This is a genomic window from Streptomyces sp. NPDC037301 (assembly GCF_055602785.1).
Genome location: NZ_JBVJWD010000042.1, coordinates 36,242 through 55,382 on the forward strand (window position 1 = coordinate 36,242; position 19,141 = coordinate 55,382).

20 protein-coding genes and 1 pseudogene are annotated in these 19,141 nt (G+C 70.9%); 12 read left to right on the plus strand and 9 right to left on the minus strand.

The features are described 5' to 3' along the window. Nucleotides 1-156: 156 nt before the first annotated feature. From ACZ7IB_RS38395 to ACZ7IB_RS38405, 3 genes are read right to left on the minus strand one after another with little or no spacing between them, the layout of a single operon-like run. Nucleotides 157-2,727: an ABC transporter permease gene (locus ACZ7IB_RS38395; protein WP_470919120.1), complete on the minus strand. Its 2,571-nt coding sequence runs from the start codon at nucleotides 2,725-2,727 to the stop codon at nucleotides 157-159. Nucleotides 2,728-2,731: 4 nt separating this feature from the next. Then, entirely contained in the window at nucleotides 2,732-3,517 is a 786-nt protein-coding gene (locus tag ACZ7IB_RS38400) for an ABC transporter ATP-binding protein (protein ID WP_470919122.1), read from the minus strand. Next, complete coding sequence (locus ACZ7IB_RS38405) at nucleotides 3,514-3,804, minus strand: SHOCT domain-containing protein (protein ID WP_470919156.1); 291 nt, start codon at nucleotides 3,802-3,804, stop codon at nucleotides 3,514-3,516. The genes ACZ7IB_RS38400 and ACZ7IB_RS38405 overlap by 4 nt, the downstream gene beginning before the upstream one ends. A gap of 201 nt (nucleotides 3,805-4,005) precedes the next feature. Here ACZ7IB_RS38405 and ACZ7IB_RS38410 point away from each other — a divergent pair, with 201 nt between their 5' ends. The 4 genes from ACZ7IB_RS38410 to ACZ7IB_RS38425 are packed head-to-tail and all read left to right on the plus strand — an operon-like array spanning nucleotide 4,006 to nucleotide 6,489. Next, nucleotides 4,006-4,575, plus strand: a complete 570-nt coding sequence (locus ACZ7IB_RS38410) for a TetR/AcrR family transcriptional regulator (protein WP_470919124.1) — start codon at nucleotides 4,006-4,008, stop codon at nucleotides 4,573-4,575. A 21-nt stretch (nucleotides 4,576-4,596) separates the two neighbouring features. After that, on the plus strand, nucleotides 4,597-4,992 hold the full coding sequence (locus ACZ7IB_RS38415) for a (R)-mandelonitrile lyase (RefSeq protein ID WP_470919126.1): 396 nt from the start codon (nucleotides 4,597-4,599) through the stop codon (nucleotides 4,990-4,992). Nucleotides 4,993-5,002: 10 nt separating this feature from the next. After that, nucleotides 5,003-5,581 carry a DUF4865 family protein gene (locus tag ACZ7IB_RS38420; protein ID WP_470919127.1) on the plus strand — a complete coding sequence of 193 codons (579 nt, stop codon included), beginning with the start codon at nucleotides 5,003-5,005 and terminating at the stop codon, nucleotides 5,579-5,581. Further along, complete coding sequence (locus ACZ7IB_RS38425; RefSeq protein ID WP_470919128.1) at nucleotides 5,578-6,489, plus strand: phosphotriesterase family protein; 912 nt, start codon at nucleotides 5,578-5,580, stop codon at nucleotides 6,487-6,489. The genes ACZ7IB_RS38420 and ACZ7IB_RS38425 overlap by 4 nt, the downstream gene beginning before the upstream one ends. A 27-nt stretch (nucleotides 6,490-6,516) precedes the next feature. Here ACZ7IB_RS38425 and ACZ7IB_RS38430 read toward each other — a convergent pair whose 3' ends face one another. After that, nucleotides 6,517-7,731 carry an ROK family protein gene (locus tag ACZ7IB_RS38430; RefSeq protein WP_470919130.1) on the minus strand — a complete coding sequence of 405 codons (1,215 nt, stop codon included), beginning with the start codon at nucleotides 7,729-7,731 and terminating at the stop codon, nucleotides 6,517-6,519. Between the two features lie 121 nt (nucleotides 7,732-7,852). On the opposite strand from ACZ7IB_RS38430, the gene ACZ7IB_RS38435 reads away from it, so the two are divergent. From ACZ7IB_RS38435 to ACZ7IB_RS38450, 4 genes are all read left to right on the plus strand, one after another. After that, nucleotides 7,853-9,067, plus strand: a complete 1,215-nt coding sequence (locus tag ACZ7IB_RS38435) for an MFS transporter (RefSeq protein ID WP_470919131.1) — start codon at nucleotides 7,853-7,855, stop codon at nucleotides 9,065-9,067. Nucleotides 9,068-9,147: 80 nt separating this feature from the next. Beyond that, a complete protein-coding gene (locus tag ACZ7IB_RS38440; protein ID WP_470919133.1) occupies nucleotides 9,148-9,516 on the plus strand; it encodes an SCO4225 family membrane protein in 369 nt (122 codons plus the stop codon). A 20-nt stretch (nucleotides 9,517-9,536) separates the two neighbouring features. Beyond that, nucleotides 9,537-10,292 (plus strand): maleylpyruvate isomerase family mycothiol-dependent enzyme, encoded by a 756-nt coding sequence (locus ACZ7IB_RS38445; RefSeq protein WP_470919135.1) that lies wholly within the window; start codon nucleotides 9,537-9,539, stop codon nucleotides 10,290-10,292. A 39-nt stretch (nucleotides 10,293-10,331) separates the two neighbouring features. Further along, nucleotides 10,332-10,586, plus strand: coding sequence for a hypothetical protein (locus ACZ7IB_RS38450; RefSeq protein ID WP_470919161.1), 255 nt, complete (start codon nucleotides 10,332-10,334; stop codon nucleotides 10,584-10,586). A 52-nt stretch (nucleotides 10,587-10,638) separates the two neighbouring features. Here ACZ7IB_RS38450 and ACZ7IB_RS38455 read toward each other — a convergent pair whose 3' ends face one another. From ACZ7IB_RS38455 to ACZ7IB_RS38465, 3 genes are all read right to left on the minus strand, one after another. Then, nucleotides 10,639-11,304: a response regulator gene (locus ACZ7IB_RS38455; protein ID WP_470919136.1), complete on the minus strand. Its 666-nt coding sequence runs from the start codon at nucleotides 11,302-11,304 to the stop codon at nucleotides 10,639-10,641. Beyond that, nucleotides 11,301-12,542 carry a sensor histidine kinase gene (locus tag ACZ7IB_RS38460; RefSeq protein ID WP_470919137.1) on the minus strand — a complete coding sequence of 414 codons (1,242 nt, stop codon included), beginning with the start codon at nucleotides 12,540-12,542 and terminating at the stop codon, nucleotides 11,301-11,303. Before ACZ7IB_RS38460 ends, ACZ7IB_RS38455 begins: the two co-directional genes overlap by 4 nt. Nucleotides 12,543-12,646: 104 nt before the next feature. After that, entirely contained in the window at nucleotides 12,647-13,363 is a 717-nt protein-coding gene (locus tag ACZ7IB_RS38465; protein WP_470919138.1) for a TetR/AcrR family transcriptional regulator, read from the minus strand. Nucleotides 13,364-13,492: 129 nt separating this feature from the next. Here ACZ7IB_RS38465 and ACZ7IB_RS38470 point away from each other — a divergent pair, with 129 nt between their 5' ends. Next, nucleotides 13,493-13,945, plus strand: coding sequence for a nitroreductase/quinone reductase family protein (locus ACZ7IB_RS38470; protein WP_470919139.1), 453 nt, complete (start codon nucleotides 13,493-13,495; stop codon nucleotides 13,943-13,945). A gap of 40 nt (nucleotides 13,946-13,985) precedes the next feature. On the opposite strand, the gene ACZ7IB_RS38475 is transcribed toward ACZ7IB_RS38470, so the two are convergent. After that, on the minus strand, nucleotides 13,986-15,200 hold the full coding sequence (locus ACZ7IB_RS38475; RefSeq protein ID WP_470919140.1) for a geranylgeranyl reductase family protein: 1,215 nt from the start codon (nucleotides 15,198-15,200) through the stop codon (nucleotides 13,986-13,988). 183 nt (nucleotides 15,201-15,383) lie between these two features. Here ACZ7IB_RS38475 and ACZ7IB_RS38480 point away from each other — a divergent pair, with 183 nt between their 5' ends. The 3 genes and pseudogenes from ACZ7IB_RS38480 to ACZ7IB_RS38490 all read left to right on the plus strand — a co-directional run bounded on the left by ACZ7IB_RS38480 (nucleotide 15,384) and on the right by ACZ7IB_RS38490 (nucleotide 18,111). Then, nucleotides 15,384-16,748, plus strand: coding sequence for a M20/M25/M40 family metallo-hydrolase (locus ACZ7IB_RS38480; protein ID WP_470919141.1), 1,365 nt, complete (start codon nucleotides 15,384-15,386; stop codon nucleotides 16,746-16,748). A gap of 261 nt (nucleotides 16,749-17,009) precedes the next feature. Beyond that, nucleotides 17,010-17,277, plus strand: a pseudogene (locus tag ACZ7IB_RS38485) (DUF1266 domain-containing protein); the annotation flags it as partial. A 123-nt stretch (nucleotides 17,278-17,400) separates the two neighbouring features. Further along, complete coding sequence (locus ACZ7IB_RS38490) at nucleotides 17,401-18,111, plus strand: MBL fold metallo-hydrolase (RefSeq protein WP_470919142.1); 711 nt, start codon at nucleotides 17,401-17,403, stop codon at nucleotides 18,109-18,111. On the opposite strand, the gene ACZ7IB_RS38495 is transcribed toward ACZ7IB_RS38490, so the two are convergent. Continuing rightward, entirely contained in the window at nucleotides 18,070-19,107 is a 1,038-nt protein-coding gene (locus tag ACZ7IB_RS38495; RefSeq protein WP_470919143.1) for an NUDIX hydrolase, read from the minus strand. The two genes, ACZ7IB_RS38490 and ACZ7IB_RS38495, sit on opposite strands and share 42 nt — an antisense overlap. Nucleotides 19,108-19,141: the final 34 nt, after the last annotated feature.

Sequence of the window (19,141 nt, forward strand, 5' to 3'; positions counted from 1 at the left end):
AGAAGGAGGGGGACATGGGAGGAGGGGGGGGAGAAAGGGCACGGGAGAAGGGAAGGGGGTAACGGGCGGGGGAAGCGCGGGGGGGGCGGGGCCCCCCCGGAGGGGCCCCCCCCCCCCCCCCCCCCCCCCCCCCCCCCCCCACTTTCCGCTGTCGCGCTATTCGGCGGCGATCGCGCGGAGCACGTCCAGCCGCGCCGCCCGACGGGCGGGCCGCCAGCCCGCCAGCGCCCCGGCGGTGATCCCCACGAAGGCGATTACCAGGAGCCGCAGTGGCGGCAGTGCGAAGGCGAAGGCGGTGTCTCCCGTGCCCGCGGACGCCTTGACCAGCACCCAGCCGAGGACGCCGCCGAGCAACAGGCCGCCCGCCGTGCCGAACGCTGCGACCAGTACGGATTCCCAGCGGACCATGGACCGCAGCTGGCTCCTGGTCTGTCCGACGGCCCGCAACAGGCCCAGTTCCCTGGTGCGTTCGTGAAGCGCCAGGGTCAGCGTGTTGGCGATGCCCAGCAGCGCGATCAGTACGGCGAGTGCGAGCAGGGCGTAGACCAGTGTGAGCATCATGTCGATGCCGCCGGCCGAGGAGCGCGCGTACTCGCTGCGGGTCTGTACGTCCGGGTTGCCGTACGCCGCCGCGGTCTTCGCGACCGCCGCCTTGCCGTCGGCGGTGGTGACACCGGGCTTGAACGAGACGGCGATCAGCGAGTCGGATTCCTGTGCACGGTGCGGGGACCAGGCCAGGCGGGTGATGACGTAGTCGCCCGCCAGTTCCGACCGGCCGTAGACGGCACGGACCGTGAAGTTCTGCTGCGTGCCGTCGGTGAAGGCGAGCCGTGCGGTGGAGCCGGTGTGCAGACCGCGCTTGCCGGCCTCCGTGTCGGACACGGCGATCCCGTTCGCGCCCAGCCCCTTCAGCGATCCGTCGACCCGGCCGAGGTCGAAGACCCTGCCGAGCGCGGCGGGGTCGGTGACGGTCAGGGCGCGTCCCGCACCGTCGACCTCCGCGACCCCCTTGCCGAGGCCGACGGCGGTCGCGACCTCCGGCAGTCGGTCGACGGCCGGAGCCAGCCGCGGGCTGAGGCCGCTGCCGCCCGCCCCGAAGGCGGGAGCGCTGATGGCGACATCGCCCGCGAAGGAGCGGTCGACCGTCCGGTTCATGGTCGCCTTCAGGGAGGCGCCGAAGACGGTGAAGAGGGAGACCACGGCGACGCCGATCATCAGTGCGGTCGCGGTGGACGCGGTCCGCCGGGGGCTGCGCAGGGCGTTGCGCCGGGCCAGTCGGCCCGTGACACCGCGCAGCCGGTCGAGCGGGGCGCCGAGGAACCGAACGGCGTACGAGGAGGCGACCGGTCCGAGCACCACGAACGCGGCGAGTGCCGACACCGCACCGGCGGCCGACAGCCAGACGGACACACCGGCCAGGGCGCCGGTCAGGATGGTGCCGAGGGAGGCCACCAGCAGCACGAGCCCGGCGAGGGCACGTGCCCGGGACGCCGCGGAGTCGTCGACAGCGCTCGCGCGCAGGGCGGCGAGCGGAGCGGTGCGTCCGGCCCGGACGGCGGGCAGGAGGGCGGAGCCGAGGCAGACGACGACGCCGACGGCGAGCGGCAGCAACAGGGAAACGGCGTTGATCACCAGCGCTCCCTCGGGGAACGGGAATCCGACGGCGGGGAAGAGCGCCTGCAGTCCGGCGGCGATGCCGACGCCACCGGCCAGACCGGCGGCGGACGCGATCACGCCGACCGCGGCCGCCTCGACGAGGGTCGAGCCGACGACCTGCCTGCGGGAGGCGCCGAGGGCGCGCAACAGGGCGCTCTCGCGGGTCCGCTGAGCGACGACGATCGCGAAAGTGTTGTGGATGGAGAAGGTGGCGACCAGCAGCACGATCCCGGAGAACACCAGCAGTAGCGTGGTGAACACGCTGAGGAAGGCACCGGAGATCATGTCCCGGTTCTCGGCGGCCGATGCCTGTCCGGTGATGGCCTCGACGTCCTTGGGCAGTACAGGGCGCAGCGCTTCGACGAGTTCCTGCTGGCTGGTGCCGGGGCCTGCGCGCACCTGGATGGTCGATGCCTCGCCGGGCTTCGGCGTGAGGTACTTCTCGGCATCGGCCTGCGTCATGGCGGTGTAGGTGACCTGACCCATGCCGTCCTGGCCGCCGAAGGTGGCCAGTCCGACGATCGTGACGTGCACGGGGTCGGGGGTGCGCAGCACGGTCGTGTCGCCGATCCCGAGCCCGCCCCGGTCGGCGGTGCCGCGGTTGATGACGACCTCACCGGGCGCGGACGGGGCGCGTCCGGCGGCGAGCCGGTACGGATTGAGCTTCGGGTCGTCGATCCAGTTGCCGGCGAGGGTGGGCGGCCCCTGACCGCCGATGGGTTTGCCGTCGGAGCCGATGAGCTGGCCGGCGCCCTGGATGTCGGGGGCGGCCGCGGCGACGCCGGAAGTCTGCTCGATCCTCTTCACGAGTGCGGTACTCACCGGCTGCCGGGTGCCCTGGGACTCACCGGCGACCGTGACCACATTGGAGCTGCGCACGACTGCGTCGGTACCGGCGGTGGCGTTGCCGAACATGGTGTCGAAGCTCGCGCGGAGGGTGTCGCCCATGACGAGCGTCCCGGTGAGGAACGCGACGCCGAGCAGGACTGCGACGAACGTACCGGCGAAGCGGCGCTTGTGGGCGCGGAGCGAGGAGATGCTCAGGCGTACGGAGGCCCGGGTGCTGGTCATGTCGTCACCGCCTGCGTGACGGGTGGGGGGCGAAGGACTTGAAGCGGTCGAGCACCCGCTCCGCCGTGGGATCGGGCATCCGGTCGACGAGCCTGCCGTCGGCGAGGAAGACGACCTCGTCGGCGTGGGCGGCGGCGACCGGGTCATGGGTGACCATGACGACCGTGCGGGCGGTCTGCCGGACGGTTCGGCCGAGCAGCCGGAGCACCTCCTGGCCGGCACGGGAGTCGAGGTTGCCGGTCGGTTCGTCGGCGAAGACGACATCGGGACTGCCCGCGAAGGCTCGCGCCACCGCCACCCGCTGCTGCTGTCCGCCGGACAGTTCGCCGGGCCGGTGGTGCAGCCGGTCGCGCAGTCCGACGGTGTCGACGAGTGCGTCGAGCCACTCCGGGTCGGGTCGCTCCCCCGCGAGATCCAGAGGGAGGGTGATGTTCTCGGCGACGGTGAGCGTCGGCAGGAGGTTGAAGGACTGGAAGACGAAGCCGATGCGCCGCCGGCGCAGCAGGGTGAGCCTGCGGTCGTCGAGGGCGCTGATGTCGGTGTCGCCGATGAACGCGGAGCCGGAAGTGAGGGTGTCGAGCCCTGCCGCGCAGTGCATCAGGGTGGATTTGCCGGAGCCTGAGGGCCCCATGATCGCGGTGAAGCGGCCGGCCGGGAAGTCGACGCTCACCCCGTCGAGGGCCCTGACCCGGGTGTCGCCGGCGCCGTAGAGCTTCACGGCGTCGACGACCCGGGCAGCGGAGGCGGCAGAGGTGGACGTGGGGGTGGGGGTGGGGACGGTGGTGGTCATGCCACTCCTCCCTTGCTGCCGCGGCCGAACTGTTCGTCGAGGACGGAGAGCCGGCGCCAGTACTCGTCCTCGTCGACCTCTCCGGCCGCGAAGCGGCGGCCGAGCAGGGTGATCGGTGACGCTTCGGCAGGTGCTTCCGGGGTGGTACGGGCCTGCCAGGGGCCTCGTCGGCCACGCCGGACGGTACGGCGCAGCAGGGTGACGCCGCCGATCACGACGGCCGCCCAGAAGAGCGGGAAGAGGAGGATCCAGGGTCCGGGTCCACCGCTGTACGCCAGGGTGTTCATCTCGGTCAACTCCCTCGGTTCAGGGTTCACGTTCAGGTTTTCCTGACGATTCCGAGCCTGGCCCCGGGAGGGGGTCCGAGTCGTCGTACGGCCAGCGGCCGTGCGTGTACCCCCTCGGGAGTACGTGGCGGATCTGCGGCTGCTTCCGTCGGCGGGTCGAGATCACGGGATTCTGTACCTACTAGTATGTACAATCGAGTCATGAGCACTCCGGACCGTCTGATCGAAGCCACCCAGGAGCTCCTGTGGGAGCGCGGCTACGTGGGCACCAGCCCCAAGGCCATCCAGCAGCAGGCGGGCGCGGGCCAGGGCAGCATGTACCACCACTTCGCGGGCAAACCCGATCTGGCGCTCACGGCCATCCGTCGCACGGCCTCGCAGATGCGCGAGACGGCCGGGCAGTTGTTCGACGGCCCGGGAACGGCGTACGAGCGGATCTCGGCATATCTCCTGCGCGAGCGCGATGTGCTGCGCGGCTGCCCGGTGGGCCGGCTGACGATGGATCCGGATGTCATCGCCAGTGACGAGTTGCGTGCACCGGTCGACGAGACGATCGGCTGGCTGCGCGGCAGGCTCGCCGAGATCCTCCAGGAAGGCCTGGACCAGGGCGAGTTCACCCGTCCCCTGATTCCCGAGGACGTGGCGGCGACGATCGTCGCGACGGTGCAGGGCGGCTATGTGCTGGCCCGCGCCTCCGGTTCGACGGACGCCTTCGAAGCGGGCGCGCGTGGACTGCTCTCGCTGCTCGCCCCCGGTGACATCGCCGCCTGACACTCGAGGAGCACAACGCACATGCACATCACGAGGCACCGTCCCGACACCTCCGCCGGGCCGGCCGAGCATTTCAACGGCACCGTCTGGCTCGACGAGATCGCGGCACCCCGGGCTCCCTCCAGACTGCGGATGTTCAGCGTCCACTTCGCCCCCGGCGGCCACACCTCCTGGCACCGGCACCCGCACGGTCAAGTCCTCCATGTCACCGAGGGCGCGGGCCTCGTGCAGCGCCGCGGCGGTCCGGTGGAGGCGATCCGGGCGGGCGACACCGTCTGGATCGAGCCCGACGAATGGCACTGGCACGGCGCCGCACCGCGCACATTCATGACACATCTCGCCGTCGTCGAGGCGGCCGAGGACGGCACCACCACCGACTGGCACGAGCGGGTCGACGTCGCCGAGTACCCGGTCTGAGGAGCACCCGATGCATGCCATGCAGTACGAGATCACCCTTCCCGCCGACTACGACATGGGGATCATCCGAAAACGCGTCGCGACGAAGGGCCACCTCCTGGACTCTTTTCCGGGCCTCGGCATCAAGGCGTACCTGATCCGCGAACGGGGCGAGTACTCGCAGGTGAACCAGTACGCGCCCTGCTATCTGTGGGCGACGCCGAAGGGCATGAACTCTTTCCTCTGGGGCCCCGGATTCCAGGGCATCGTCCAGGACTTCGGGCGCCCCGAGGTACAGCACTGGACCGGACTGGCGTACGAGGAAGGGCCCGCGTCGGCCGCACTCCCCCGCACGGCCACCCGCCGTCGGGCAGCCGTCGCTGCCTCCGTCGCACCCGCGGAAGCGGTCGAGGCCGCTCGTGAGGAGAGCCGGAGGCTGGCGAGGACACCCGGAGCGGTCGCCACGGCACTGGCGATCGACCCCCGCCACTGGGAACTGCTCCACTTCACGCTCTGGGAACAGGAAGCCCCCGAGGCGCCCGGTGAACGGTACGAGGTGCTGCACCTGAGCGCTCCGGAGCGGGACCGGCTCGGGGAGGGACGGCAGTGATAGCGACCGTCCGCACGGTCCTCGGCGACATCCCCGCCACGGAGTTGGGCGTCTGCGACGCGCATGACCACCTCTTCCTGCGCAGCCCCCTTCTCCCGGGCCAGGAACTGAACGACGCAGAGCGGGCGGCCGACCGACTGCGCGCCTTCCGCGAACTGGGCGGCCGAGCAGTGGTGCAGTGGACGCCGTACGGGATGGGGCGTGACCCCGAGGCCCTGGCGACGCTGGCCCGTTCGACGGGCGCGCATGTGGTGGCGGCGACCGGGCTGCATCAAGCGGCGCACTACCCGGCGGATTTGCTCGGCCGCATACGGGACCGCCTCGCCGAACTTTTCGTCTCGGAACTGACCGAGGGCATCGGCTCCACGGGCGTTCGCGCGGGTCTGATCAAGGTCGCCGGCGCCTTTCACGGCATCGACGCCCATGCCCGGTTCACGATGACGGCGGCAGCACAGGCTCACCATCGCACCGGTGCGCCGATCGCCGTCCACCTGGAGCTGGGCACGGCGGCTCTCGACGTACTGGACCTGCTCTGCGGAGAGTTGGAGGTCGCGCCGCAGCGCGTCATCCTCGGCCATCCCGGCCGTTCACCGGACGGGGTCGTACAGCGTGAGGCGGCCCGGGCGGGCGCGTTTCTCGCGTTCGACGGTCCGTCGCGGGCCAATCATGCGACGGACTGGCGGCTGCCCGAGCAACTGACCGCCCTCACCGACGACGGCTTCGGCGGGCAGCTGCTGCTGGGCGGCGACACGACGGTGCCCGAGACCCCGGGTATGCCGTATCTGCTGCGGAGGTTGCGCCCTCGCCTCGAACAAGCCCTGGGGAGGCAGGCGTTGGACGGAATCCTGGTGGGCAACGCGGCACGGGCGTTCGCGTGGAGGACGTCTTCGGGCCTGTCCGACGGTTGAGGACAGTACGGCCGCCCGAGGCCCCCGTCACGCAAGCGCGGCCAGCGGATCGTCCAGCACCGGCTGCCAGGCCAGTTCTGCCGCCCCCACCAGGCTGTTGTGGTCGAGCGTGCACGGCAGGATGGGCACACTGCCGCTGCGCCCCCACAGGCTGCGGTCGGCCACCACCGCACGCAGCCGATCCGGATCCGCGTCGAGCAGTGCGCGGTGCAGTCCGCCGAGGATGATGCGGTCGGGGTTGAGGATGTTGACCAGCCCGGCGAGCCCGAGGCCGAGCCGGTCGATCAGCTCCTCGGCCGCGCCCCGTACCGCCGCGTCCTCGTACTCCGTACGCAGCAGATCGCTGGCCTGCTTGAGCAGCGACTCCTCCGGACCGGGTTCGCGACGGGCGGCGACGAGAAAGGCCAGCGGGTCGGTCTCGACGTCGAGGCAGCCGCGGCCGCCGCAGTGGCACGGGCGGCCCTCGGGGTTCACCGTGAGATGGCCGACTTCCAGCGCGAGTCCCGAACTCCCGGTGTGCAGACGGCCGTCGAGGACCAGGGCACCGCCCACGCCCCGGTGGCCGGTGGCCACACAGAGCAGATGCTGGGCACCGCGCCCGGCGCCGTGCCGATGTTCGGCGAGCGCGGCGAGGTTGACGTCGTTCCCGGTGAACGCGGGTCCGGGGATGCCCGCCTCCCGCACACAGGTGGCGAAGATCTCTCGCACCGGGGCGCCCGCCGGCCAGGCGATGTGCAGCGGGTTGAGCGCGGTGCCCTCCGGTTCGGCGACCGCGGACGGCACCGCGAGGCCCGCACCGACACAGCGCAGTCCGCTGTCCCGCAGCAACCGGGCACAGTCGTCGACCACTTCGCCGATGACCTGCGCCGGGTCCGCCGTGACGGTGACACAGCCGGGGGCGGTGGCGACGAGCCGTCCGCCGAGCCCGACGATCGCGGCCCGGAACCCGTCGGCGTGCACCTGCGCGGCGATGGCGACGGGCCCGGATTCCCGGATGGCCAGCCGGTGCGAGGGGCGGCCCTGCGAGCCGGCGGCGGAGCCCGGCCGGGAGTCGACCCGGATCAGGCCGAGTGCCTCCAGTTCCGCGGCGACCGCACCGGCCGTCGCCCGGGTGACCCCGAGCTCGGAGGTGAGGACCGCACGGGTGGGCGCGCGTCCGGTGTGGACCAGTTCCAGCGCGGGTCCGAGCGCGCTGCGGCCCCTCTCCAACTTTGTCCGGGTGGTGGTCACCTTGCCGTTCATGGGGGCGAGTCTCCCATGATCCGGGGGTGCCGCCGACGCCCCGGTGGCGCACTTGTGCCCCTTGCGGCCGCGGCGGGCGGCCATGTTGCGCCCGTTGGCCGGACGCCCCTATGCTGAGTTTGTGCCGCAACTAAACAAACTGCGGACGGCTCTACCGGGGGGACCGGGCGGCCACACCGCCTCACCTTCGTTGACCCGCCTCCGTACCGCGCTGACCGTGTTCTTCGCCCTCGACGGCTTCCTCTTCGCCGGCTGGGTGGTCCGCATCCCGGCCATCAAGCACCAGACCGGCGCCTCGGCCTCCACCCTGGGCCTCGCTCTGCTCGGCGTATCCGCCGGGGCCGTGGTGACCATGATGCTCACGGGCCGGCTGTGCCGGCGCTTCGGCAGCCATCCGGTGACCGTGGTCTGCGGCGTTCTGCTCCCCCTCAGTATCGCCCTGCCCGCGCAGACGCATTCGGCGCTCGCACTCGGCCTGGTGCTGCTGGTCTTCGGCGCCGCGTACGGCGGGATGAACGTGGCGATGAACAGCGCGGCGGTCGACCTGGTCGCCGCCCTGCGGCGTCCCGTGATGCCCGGCTTCCACGCCGCGTTCAGCCTCGGCGGAATGGTCGGTGCCGGGCTCGGCGGACTGGTCGCGGGCGGCCTCTCCCCCGCCACACATCTCTTCGCCCTCACCGGGATCGGGCTCCTGGTCACCGCGGCGGCGGGACCGGTGCTGCTGCGGCAACCGGCGCCCAAGCCCGCATCCACGGCCGACGACGCCGAGAAGCCGCGGCGACCGGACGGGCGGACCCGCCGCATGGTGCTCCTGTTCGGCGTGATCGCGCTCTGCACCGCGTACGGCGAAGGCGCGATGGCCGACTGGGGCGCCCTCCATCTGGAACAGGACCTGCACGCCCACCCGGGCATCGCCGCCGCCGGATACTCCCTGTTCGCACTGGCCATGACGGCCGGCCGGCTCAGCGGCACGGCACTGCTCGAACGGCTCGGCCAGACCCGGACCCTGATCGCGGGCGGTGCGACGGCCGCCGCCGGGATGCTGCTGGGCTCGCTCGCCCCGACCACCTGGCTGGCGCTCCTCGGTTTCGCCGTCACCGGTCTCGGTCTGGCCAATATCTTCCCCGTCGCGGTCGGCCGGGCCGGTGAGCTGGCCGGGCCCGGTGGAGTGGCCGCCGCGTCGACGCTCGGCTACGGCGGGATGCTGCTCGGACCGCCCGCGATCGGCTTCCTGGCCGACTGGTTCTCGCTCCCGGCGGCCCTCACCACGGTGGCACTGCTGGCCACCGCGGCCGCGGCACTGGGGTACGGAGCACGCAACGCGGCGCACACATGAGCGATTGAGTAGCCGTACTCAGCCAGGAACAGCTCCCCGGAGACACGATGGAAGCGTCATCCATCCATGGGGAGCGGGCCATGAACAAGCCGGTCATCGACAAGCAGCACGTCCGCGCGCTCGCGCGCCTGACCTTCGGCAATGCCGCCTCGCTGATCTACCTCGGCCTCGTCCTGGCGGCCGCGGTGTTCGTCACCGTGGACACCCTGTTCGTCGCCCACGAGGACGCCTCGTTCGCCGGAGTCTGGCTGTTCCTCCTCGCGGCGCCCACCGTGTTCGTCTTTTTCATCGGAAGCGCGCTGTGGGGCGCGGAGGGGGCCGGACCCGCCTGGTTCGTCTACCTCGCCCTGGTCGTGTCCGTACTGCTGCAGTCGCTCGCCCTCGGCTGGTTCGTACGGCTGATGCGCGGCGGCAGCCGTACTCGCACCGCCCACTCCCAGGGAGCCTGAACCGCTGGCACAATCGAGCCATGGAGATCACGGACCACATCAGGTCCCTGACCGTCGAGGGACAGCTGCTGGCGACCGCGGCACAGGAGGCGGGAACGGGAACCACGGTGCCGACCTGCCCGGGCTGGCAGGTACGCGATCTTCTCCGGCACACCGGGATGGTGCACCGCTGGGCGACCGCGTTCGTCGTGGAGGGCCACACGTCGTACCACCCGGACGGCGGGGAACCGGATCTGGACGGGCCCGAGCTGCTCGACTGGTTCCGCGAGGGCCACGGCCTCCTGGTCGACGCATTGGCGGCCGCGCCGGCCGGACTGGAGTGCTGGACCTTCCTGCCCGCGCCGTCGCCGCTGGCCTTCTGGGCCCGGCGGCAGGCGCACGAGACCACGATTCACCGGGTGGACGCGGAGTCGGCACGCGGTGGGCGGCTGTCGCCGTTGGCGGCCGATCACGCGGTGGACGGAATCGACGAGCTGCTGCGCGGGTTCCACGCCCGCCCGAAGAGCAAAGTGCGTACACAAGTGCCGCGTTCCCTGCGGGTACGGGCCACGGATACGGACGTCGCCTGGACCGTGCGGCTCTCGCCGGAACCGCCGCAGGCCGTGCGGGATGAAGCGGCACCCGAAGAGGGCTCTGCGGACTGCGAGTTGAGCGCGACGGCCGAGCGGCTCTATCTGACGCTCTGGAACCGGCTGCCGCTCACGGCGATCACGCTGACGGGCGACCCGGAGCCGGCCCGGCTCTGGTGCGAGAACTCCGGAGTCACCTGGTCCTGACAGCAGGCCGGGGCGGGACATCGCACGACGGGGCGCTCAGTGCCTCGGTTCGTTCAGCATGCGGGCGAGCACCGACCACTGCAACGGCTTCACCTCGGCGTGACGTGCCCGGCCCTTCGCCGTCAGCTCGACCCGGACACCTCGCCGGTCCTCGCTGCACATCCCGCGGCACACGAGGTCGTCCTGATCCTGCCGTCCATGCTGCTGCTCGGCGCGGCGTGCGCACTGACCTTCCCCTCGCTCAACATCCAGGCGTGGACGACGACGAGCAGGGCATGGTTTCGGATCTGCTGAACACCTCGATCCAGGTCGGCGGGGCGAACGCGCACCCTCCGTCGTAGCCGGTTCAGCCGAGCCAGCCGGGGCGTACGAGCCCCGACTCGTAGGCGAGCACGACGAGTTGGGCCCGGTCGCGGGCGCCGAGCTTCACCATGGTGCGGCTGACGTGGGTCTTGGCGGTGAGCGGGCTGACGACCAGCCGGCGGGCGATCTCCTCATTGGAGAGCCCTATGCCGACGAGTGCCATCACCTCCCTTTCCCGTTCGGTGAGTTTGCTCAGCCCCGTTGCCGCCGCGGGCTCCTTGGACCGGGCCGCGAACTCGGCGATCAGCCGGCGGGTGACCCCCGGTGAGAGCAGTGCGTCGCCGCCCACCACCGCACGTACCGCCCGCAGCAGTTCCTCCGGTTCGGTGTCCTTGACGAGGAAGCCGGAGGCACCGGAGCGGATCGCCTCGAAGACGTACTCGTCGAGCTCGAAGGTGGTGAGCATGACCACCTTGACATCCCTCAGTTCGGGGTCCCCGGTGATGGCACGGGTCGCGGCCAGGCCATCGAGATGCGGCATCCGGATGTCCATCAGCACGGTGTCCGGCCGCAGTTCACGAACCATGCGTACGGCCTCCTCGCCGTCGGCGGCCTCCCCCGCCACCTCGATGTCGGGCTGAGCGTCCAGCAGAGCCCGGAAACCGGCCCGTACCAGCAACTGGTCGTCGGCGAGCAGTACGCGGATCACCTTGTCTCCTCCTTGTGCGCTGCCGCGCCGGGCGCATCGGACGGCAGCGGAAGCTCGGCCCGCACCCGGAAGCCGCCGTCGGCCCGGGGCCCGGCCTCGATCGTGCCACCCAGTGCGGCGGCCCGTTCCCGCATTCCTGCCAGCCCGTTGCCGCTGCCGCCTGCGTCATTCCCGGTGGCCGGTCCTTCGTCATCGATACGGAGCCGGATGTGGCCGGGCTCGTAACCGATACGGACCTGCGCGGTGCGCGATCCGGAGTGCCGGACCACATTCGTCAGCGCCTCCTGCACGATCCGGAAGGCGGCGAGATCCGCGCCGGGCGGGACCGCGCCGGGTACACCATCGGTCTCGACGGTGACGGTCAGCCCGGCGCCCGCCGCCTGTTCGACGAGCTCGGGGAGCCTGTCGAGTCCGGGAGCCGGGGCCCTGGGGGCGTCTCCAGGGGTACGCAGGGTGTCGAGGACCTGGCGGACCTCGCCCAGCGCCTCCTTGCTGGCGGCCTTGATGGTGGTGAGCGCATTACGGGCCTGCTCGGGGTCGGAGTCCAGCAACGCGAGACCGACACTCGACTGGACGTTGATGACGGAGATGCTGTGGGCCAGGACGTCATGGAGCTCGCGCGCCATCCGCAGCCGCTCCTCGTCGGCCCGGCGCTGCTCCGCGGCCTCCCGCTCCGCGCGCTGATCCGCCCACTGCTCACGGCGCACGCGTACGAACTCGGCGGCGGCGATGATGGCCACCACCCAAGCGGCAACGCCCAGTTCCTGCCCCCAGGCGGCGGGGTGGTCGTCGGAGGGCGGCAGCCACCGGTAGAGCCAGTGAGCCACCAGGACGTGCCCCAGCCACACCATCCCGACGGCCGTCCAAGCGGCCCGCCGGTGCCCGGAGACAACGGCGCTGAAGCAGCCCACGGCAACGGCAAGGAAGACCGGTCCGTACGGATAGCCGGCCGCCAGGTAGATCATCGCCGCGGCCGAACTGCCGAAGACGGCCACCACGGGGTGGCGGTGGCGCAGCAGAAGTACGGCGACGGCCAGGAAGAGCAGCAGTCGCGCAAAGATGTCCAGCGGCGCCCGCTCGTCCATCTGCCCCCGGGCCGCGATGGTCGAACCGACCATGACGACGGCACTGAGCAGAATCGTCGACGGCCAGGGCAGCCGGGAGGCGTAGTGCCCCGGCGCCCCCGTCAGCCAGCGCGGCGGCTCGCCGTGCGCCCAGTGTGAGCGTTGCTCTTTCATGTCGGCCACGCTAGACCGCGAGCCGCGGCGGAGGCGTCAGCCGGGCGTGGTGATCACCTCTACTCCCTGTGGAGTACGTCGGACGGGGTCGGCGGGGACGTGCCTCATCCTCTCCGGCTGCTTCGGGGGGCGAGCAGGCCGAGCGTGCGGGCCAGTTCGGTGACGGCTTCCCGGAAGAAGACCTCCCGGGCCTCCACCACCCGGTTGAACTGGCCGAAGATCTCGAAGGAGATCAGCCCGAACAGCTGCGACCAGGCGGCGATCAGTGGGGCGACGGCCTCCAAAGGAAGGTCGGGGGCGAACTCGGCGACCATCCGCTCGGACTCGGCGCGCAGCTCGTCGGCGAGCGGCGGCAGGGCAAGACCGTCCGTGCGGTAAGCCTCGCCGACGACGGCGATCAGTACGAGACCGACGCGGGAGGCGGGACCGATCGTCGTCTGCGGTGCGCTGTAACCGGGCACGGGCGAGCCGTAGATCAGAGCGTATTCATGGGGGTGGGCGAGGGCCCAGTCGCGTACGGCCTGGGCGACGGCGGTCCAGCGGGTGACGTGGGGGGCGGCGTCGGCACGGGCGGCCCGGTGGGCGGCCTCGGCACTCTCGCCCACGGAGTCGTACGCATCGACGATCAGGGCCGTGAGCAGTTCGTCCCGGCTGGGGAAGTAGCGGTAGAGCGCGGAGGACGCCATTCCGAGATCCCGTGCCACGGCGCGCAGCGAGAGCTTTGCTGCGCCTTCGGCCGCGAGCTGTTTCCTCGCCTCTTCCTTGATGGCGGCGGTGACCTCGATACGGGCCCGTTCCCTGGCTCCTCGGATAGCGCTCATGGTGTTCAGTCTGCCACGACTAAAGAGCACCGACCAGCAATGAGAGCACTGCTCTTGCTTTCGAGTGCCACTTCCATGCACACTGATCTCAAGCGAGAGCACTGCTCTCAAAACAGTGGGGAAGTCACTATGTCTCAGCCGTACTACCTTCAGGGCAACGCGTTCAACGTCCGGATGAACAGCATCATCGGCTGGCTCGCCCGGCACGGCGTCAGCCTTCTCGGCTCGGCCGAGATGTCGGTGCGCGGCCGCAAGAGCGGGCAGATGCAGCGCATCCCGGTGAACCCTCACACCTACGAGGGCACGCGGTATCTGGTCTCCGCGCGGGGCCACTCCCAGTGGGTGCGCAACATGCGGGTCGCCGGTGGGGGCGAGCTGCGGGTGGGCCGGAAGATCCGTACCTTCACGGCCGTGGAGATCGCGGACGACGAGCAGAAGGTACTGATCGTCCGCGCCTATCTGGAGCGGTGGGGCTGGGAGGTCAACCAGTACTTCCAGGGCATCACCGCAAAGTCCACGGACGCAGAACTCCTGGCCGCCTGCCCCGACCACCCCGTGTTCCGGATCACCGAGGAGGGCTGACCGTGCGGCCCGGCCCGCCCTCGGCGTCAGATGTCAGGTGTCAACGATCCATCGCCGACAGGGCCCGCTGCGCGAGCGGATGCGTACGGACCAGCTCCGCCAGCGAAGTCGTACCCCGGGTGACCCCGGCGAACGCGTTCCAGGCCGGGCGGAATCCCGTCAGCACCGCGTGCAGCACCCCCGGCCGGCGCTCGAACAGCTTCAGCATGCGCCGTCCGACACCCATCTCGACCCCCAGGCCGGCCTTGATGGCGAAGGCGTAGTTGAGCGCCTGGCGTCGGGCGTCCACGGCATCGTGCGACTCCGCGATCCGAACCGCCCACTCACCGGCGAGCCGCCCCGACCGCAGCGCGAAGGAGATGCCTTCGCGGGTCCACGGCTCCAGCAGCCCCGCCGCATCGCCACACACCAGCACCCGCCCACGCGACAGCGGCGAGTCGTCGCTGCGGCAGCGCGTCAGGTGCCCGGAGGAGATCTTCGGTTCGAAGCCGGCAAGACCGAGCCGGGCGATGAAGTCCTCCAGATACCGCTTGGTCCCCGCCCCGTCACCCCGCGCCGAGATCACGCCGACAGTGAGGGTGTCGCCCTTGGGGAACACCCAGCCGTAACTGCCGGGCATGGGGCCCCAGTCGATCAGCACCCGCCCCGCCCAGTCCTCCGCGACCGTCTGCGGAACCGGGATCTCGGCCTCCAGGCCGAGATCCACCTGGTCGAGTTTCACCCCGACATGGGCTCCTATCCGCCCAGCGCTGCCATCCGCACCGACGACCGCGCGGGCCAGGACCGTCTCGCCGCCGGACAGCACCACGGCGACCGTGCGCCGGTCCGGCACCGCGGCGCCGTGCTGCTCGACCCTCGTCACGGTCGCTCCGGTACGGAGCTCGGCGCCCGCCTTCTGCGCCTCCTCGACCAGCCCCGCGTCGAACTCGGGGCGGTTGATGAGCCCGAAGAGCATCCGCTTGGAGCGGCGGGTCCGCGCCAGCCTGCCATTGAGCGAGAACGTGACCGCGTGAATCCGGTCCCGCAACGGCAGTTCGAATCCGGGCGGCAGCGAATCACGCGAAAACCCGATGATCCCGCCGCCACACGTCTTGTAGCGGGGCAGTTCCGCCTTCTCGAGGAGCAGTACCCGTCGGCCGGCGACCGCCGCCGCATATGCCGCGGAGGCTCCGGCCGGTCCGCCACCGACTACGACGACGTCCCACACGGTCGACTCTTCGTGCTCATGTACGGCGTCTGCGTTCTCGCTGCTCACGATGTGCTTCTGCTCCCGATCCCACCAGTGGCCCATGCTGCTCACGGCATCCTACGGCGCGCCCGGCCCGGCCCCCGCTGTGGGAGGATCGACCGTGCGTTCGTCCTACATGCAACGCCGCACACTCGGCGTGCATGTGCCCGGATTCGTATACATAACGTCGCACCCACGAGGAGCGTGCCCATGACCGCCCATCCGATCTCCGAGACCATTGCCTCGCTGATGCCCCGTGCCAAGACGGAGCTGACCGAGCTCGTGGCCTTCCAGTCGGTGGCGGATCCCGCGCAGTTCCCGAAGAGCGAGTGCGAGGCGGCTGCCAACTGGGTCGCCGACGCGCTGCGCGCCGAGGACTTCCAGGATGTCGCCCTGCTCGACACCCCCGACGGCACCCAGTCGGTGTACGGCTTCCTGCCCGGCCCGGCCGACGCCCCGACCGTACTGCTCTACGCGCACTACGACGTGCAGCCGCCGCTCGACCAGTCCGCCTGGCTCTCCCCGCCGTTCGAGCTGACGGAGCGCGACGGCCGTTGGTTCGGCCGCGGCGCGGCCGACTGCAAGGGTGGCTTCATCATGCATCTCCTCGCCCTGCGCGCCCTCAAGGCGAACGGCGGCGTCCCGGTCTCCGTCAAGGTGATCGCCGAGGGTTCCGAGGAGCAGGGCACCGGCGGCCTGGAGCGGTACGCCGAGGCGCACCCCGAACTGCTGACCGCCGACACGATCGTCATCGGCGACACCGGCAACTTCCGGGTCGGTCTGCCGACGGTGACCGCGACGCTGCGCGGCATGACGATGCTGCGGGTCACACTCGACACCCTCGAAGGAAACCTGCATTCCGGACAGTTCGGCGGCGCCGCCCCGGATGCGCTGGCAGCGATGATCCAGCTGCTGTCGTCGCTGCGCGCCGAGGACGGCACCACGACCGTCGACGGGCTCGCCACGGACGCCGAATGGGACGGACTGCAGTACGCGGAGGCCGAGTTCCGCAAGGACGCGAAAGTCCTCGACGGCGTCGGACTGATCGGCACAGGTACGGTCGCCGACCGGATCTGGGCGCGGCCCGCCGTCACCGTCATCGGTATCGACTGCCCGCCGGTGGTCGGCGCGACACCGTCGCTGCAGGCGAGCGCGCGGGCGCAGGTCAGCCTGCGGGTGCCACCGGGCCAGGACGCCGCGAAGGCGACCGAGTTGCTGACCGCTCACTTCAAGGCGCACGCCCCGTGGGGTGCCAGGGTGTCGGTTGAACAGGTCGGCCAGGGCCAGCCGTTCCGCGCGGACACCTCCAGCCCGGCGTACACGTCCATGGCTCAGGCGATGGAGGCCGCGTACCCCGGCGAGAAGATGCAGACGTCCGGGATGGGCGGCTCGATCCCGCTCTGCAACACCCTCGCCGCCCTCTACCCGCAGGCCGAGATCCTCCTGATCGGCCTGAGCGAGCCGGAGGCACAGATCCACGCGGTGAACGAGAGCGTGTCACCCGAGGAGCTGGAGCGGCTTTCGCTCGCCGAGGCCCTGTTCCTGCGGAACTACGCGGAGTCCAAGCGGGCCTGACTCTGCGTCACTGATCCCGCCGCGTTCCTGCGGATCTCTTGTTCGCAGGGCCGACCGGTCCGCCGCTCCGTCTGCGGCGGACCGGGTCCGGACCACCCGCCACGGGTCGGTCCGGGCCCGGCTTCATAGGATCGGCCCGTGACAACGGGGACAGGGATCGGCTGGGCGCCGACGACGGAGGCCGAACGGCTGCTGCAGGAGTCCGGGGCGAGCGGAAGCACGGAAGCGGTCCTCGACGCGCTCTCGCGCTGCCGGCTCCATGTGATGGTCGCCCGCTGGGGGCTGTCGGCCCGGTTCTGCCATCCACACGAGGCCGACGCACGAGGCCGAGCAGGCGATCGTGCACGCGGGGGCGCTCAGCAAGTCGGCCTATGACTCGCGGGAGAGCTTCTTCGCGGCGTACGCGCTGGGCAGGGTGCTGCGTTTCGACGATGAGCAGTACGGCACGTTCTACGAGCAGAACATCGCCGCTCACCGTCTCCTGACGGAGAACGAGGGCAGCCCGTGGCGGAACATCCCTTGGCGCTGACTCCGGTTCACGCCCGGCCCCGCGGGTTCCGGGCCGTCTGTGCAGCCGCACTACGCGCTGAGCGAAGCTCGCCCAGAGCGTAGATCCGGGCGGCGGGCGGGTACGTCCGCATACGTTCGCCGCATGGATCTCGTCGAGGTACTTCCCCAACTGCACATGTTCCGCTTCCCCATCGGCCAGGCGTATCTGTGGCGCGACGGCGCGGACCTGACTCTGATCGACGCGGGCGACATCGATGCGGCGCCCGCGATCGAGGCCGCGGTGCGCGGCCTCGGCCTGGACCCCGACGGCATCAGCCGGATCGTCGTCACTCATGGGCATCGCGACCACTACGGTTCCGCCCAGGTGCTCGCCGACCGGCACGGCGCCGAGATCCTGGCCCATCGGCTGGACGCCCCGGTGATCCGTGGCGAGGAGGAGATTGCCGACCCCGCCCTGCTGGACTGGGAACGCCCGTTGTACGAGCATGCGCTGACCGTGCCACCGGCCCCGCCGACCCGTGTCGACCGCGAGCTGGCCGACGGCGACGAGATCCGCTTCGGATCGGGGGCCCGTGTGGTCCACGCACCGGGCCACACCCCCGGCTCCATCGGTATCCATCTGCCGCAACACGGAGTGCTGTTCACCGGCGACTGCGTGGCCGGGGTCGGTCAGGTGATGCTGGGCGTCTTCAACGTCGACCGGGCGCAGGCCGTGGCCTCGTTCCGACGGCTGGCCGCACTGGAACCGGCCACGGTCTGCTTCGGGCACGGCGATCCGCTCACTGTCGACGCCGCCACGACGCTGCGTGCCTCAGCCGACCGGGACTCCGGCCTCCAGGTTGAGCACGGTTGACTGCTCCCGGGCGCGCAGCGCCCAGCGCAACCGTTCGTACCGGGTGGGGGGCAGCATGGTGGCCGCCTCCTCCTCGGTGACGAATCGCCAGCCGCGCAGTTCGGAGCCGGGCAGCAGCAGTCGTTCGGCGTCCGCCCCGGGCAGCAGGCCGCCGTCGAAGAGCATCCGCAGCCCTCCGTAGCCGGGTGGTTTCGGCTCCTCCCAGTCGATGACGAGGAGTTTGGGCACCCGGTCGAGGTGAATGCCTATCTCCTCGGCCACTTCACGGATCCCGGCCTGTGCGGGTGCCTCGCCGGCCTCGACTATTCCGCCCGGGAACTCCCAGCCGGGCTTGTACGTCGGGTCGACGAGCAGCACCCGATCGCGTTCGTCGAAGAGCAGTACACCGGCCGCAACGGTTTCTGCGGTCGGCTCGGGCGTCTGCACGATCTCGCACGCGGTGGCCGCTCCGGTGCGGACCGCCTCGGCTATCCGCTCGGCCGTCTCGTGCGGAGTGAGCGCGCTGGTGTCGATGGTGTGGGCGTCCCGGGTGAGCCAGCCGAGCGCCGCCCGGTACGGCTCGATGTGCTCGTAGGCCCACTGCCGGATCCGTTCGCTGTGCTCCGGGTCGTCGGCGAACTCCACCCGGCCGGCGATCCGTTTGCGCAGGATCGTTTCCTCAGGTGAGAGCAGAACATGACGCACCGGGATGCGCCGCGAGGCCAGCCCACCGAAGATCTCGTCGCGATACTCCTGTCGCAGCAGTGTCATCGGTACCACCAGCACCCCGGACACCTCGGCCAGCAGGGCCGCGGCGGTGTCCACCACCAGACGCCGCCAGATCGGCAGGTCCTGGAAGTCCGTCACTTCGGCAAGTCTCTTCTGGGGCAGCAGATACCTCAGCCCCGCGCCGATCAGCTCGGGGTCGTAGAACGTGCTGTTCGGGATCAGATCGACCAGTTCGCGCGCAGCGCTCGTCTTGCCCGCGCTGAACGCACCGTTGATCCAGACGATCACGTTTCCCCCTCTTCCGTAGCCCCCTGTGGCTTGC

Excerpts from the sequence above, each read along its gene's own strand:
- ACZ7IB_RS38490 (WP_470919142.1), top strand. The coding sequence starts at position 17,401 with ATGGATCTCGTCGAGGTACTTCCCCAACTGCACATGTTCCGCTTCCCC.
- ACZ7IB_RS38405 (WP_470919156.1), bottom strand. The coding sequence starts at position 3,804 with ATGAACACCCTGGCGTACAGCGGTGGACCCGGACCCTGGATCCTCCTC.
- ACZ7IB_RS38410 (WP_470919124.1), top strand. The coding sequence starts at position 4,006 with ATGAGCACTCCGGACCGTCTGATCGAAGCCACCCAGGAGCTCCTGTGG.
- ACZ7IB_RS38470 (WP_470919139.1), top strand. The coding sequence starts at position 13,493 with ATGTCTCAGCCGTACTACCTTCAGGGCAACGCGTTCAACGTCCGGATG.
- ACZ7IB_RS38400 (WP_470919122.1), bottom strand. The coding sequence starts at position 3,517 with ATGACCACCACCGTCCCCACCCCCACCCCCACGTCCACCTCTGCCGCC.
- ACZ7IB_RS38420 (WP_470919127.1), top strand. The coding sequence starts at position 5,003 with ATGCATGCCATGCAGTACGAGATCACCCTTCCCGCCGACTACGACATG.
- ACZ7IB_RS38430 (WP_470919130.1), bottom strand. The coding sequence starts at position 7,731 with ATGAACGGCAAGGTGACCACCACCCGGACAAAGTTGGAGAGGGGCCGC.
- ACZ7IB_RS38460 (WP_470919137.1), bottom strand. The coding sequence starts at position 12,542 with ATGAAAGAGCAACGCTCACACTGGGCGCACGGCGAGCCGCCGCGCTGG.
- ACZ7IB_RS38465 (WP_470919138.1), bottom strand. The coding sequence starts at position 13,363 with ATGAGCGCTATCCGAGGAGCCAGGGAACGGGCCCGTATCGAGGTCACC.
- ACZ7IB_RS38445 (WP_470919135.1), top strand. The coding sequence starts at position 9,537 with ATGGAGATCACGGACCACATCAGGTCCCTGACCGTCGAGGGACAGCTG.
- ACZ7IB_RS38415 (WP_470919126.1), top strand. The coding sequence starts at position 4,597 with ATGCACATCACGAGGCACCGTCCCGACACCTCCGCCGGGCCGGCCGAG.
- ACZ7IB_RS38395 (WP_470919120.1), bottom strand. The coding sequence starts at position 2,727 with ATGACCAGCACCCGGGCCTCCGTACGCCTGAGCATCTCCTCGCTCCGC.
- ACZ7IB_RS38440 (WP_470919133.1), top strand. The coding sequence starts at position 9,148 with ATGAACAAGCCGGTCATCGACAAGCAGCACGTCCGCGCGCTCGCGCGC.
- ACZ7IB_RS38480 (WP_470919141.1), top strand. The coding sequence starts at position 15,384 with ATGACCGCCCATCCGATCTCCGAGACCATTGCCTCGCTGATGCCCCGT.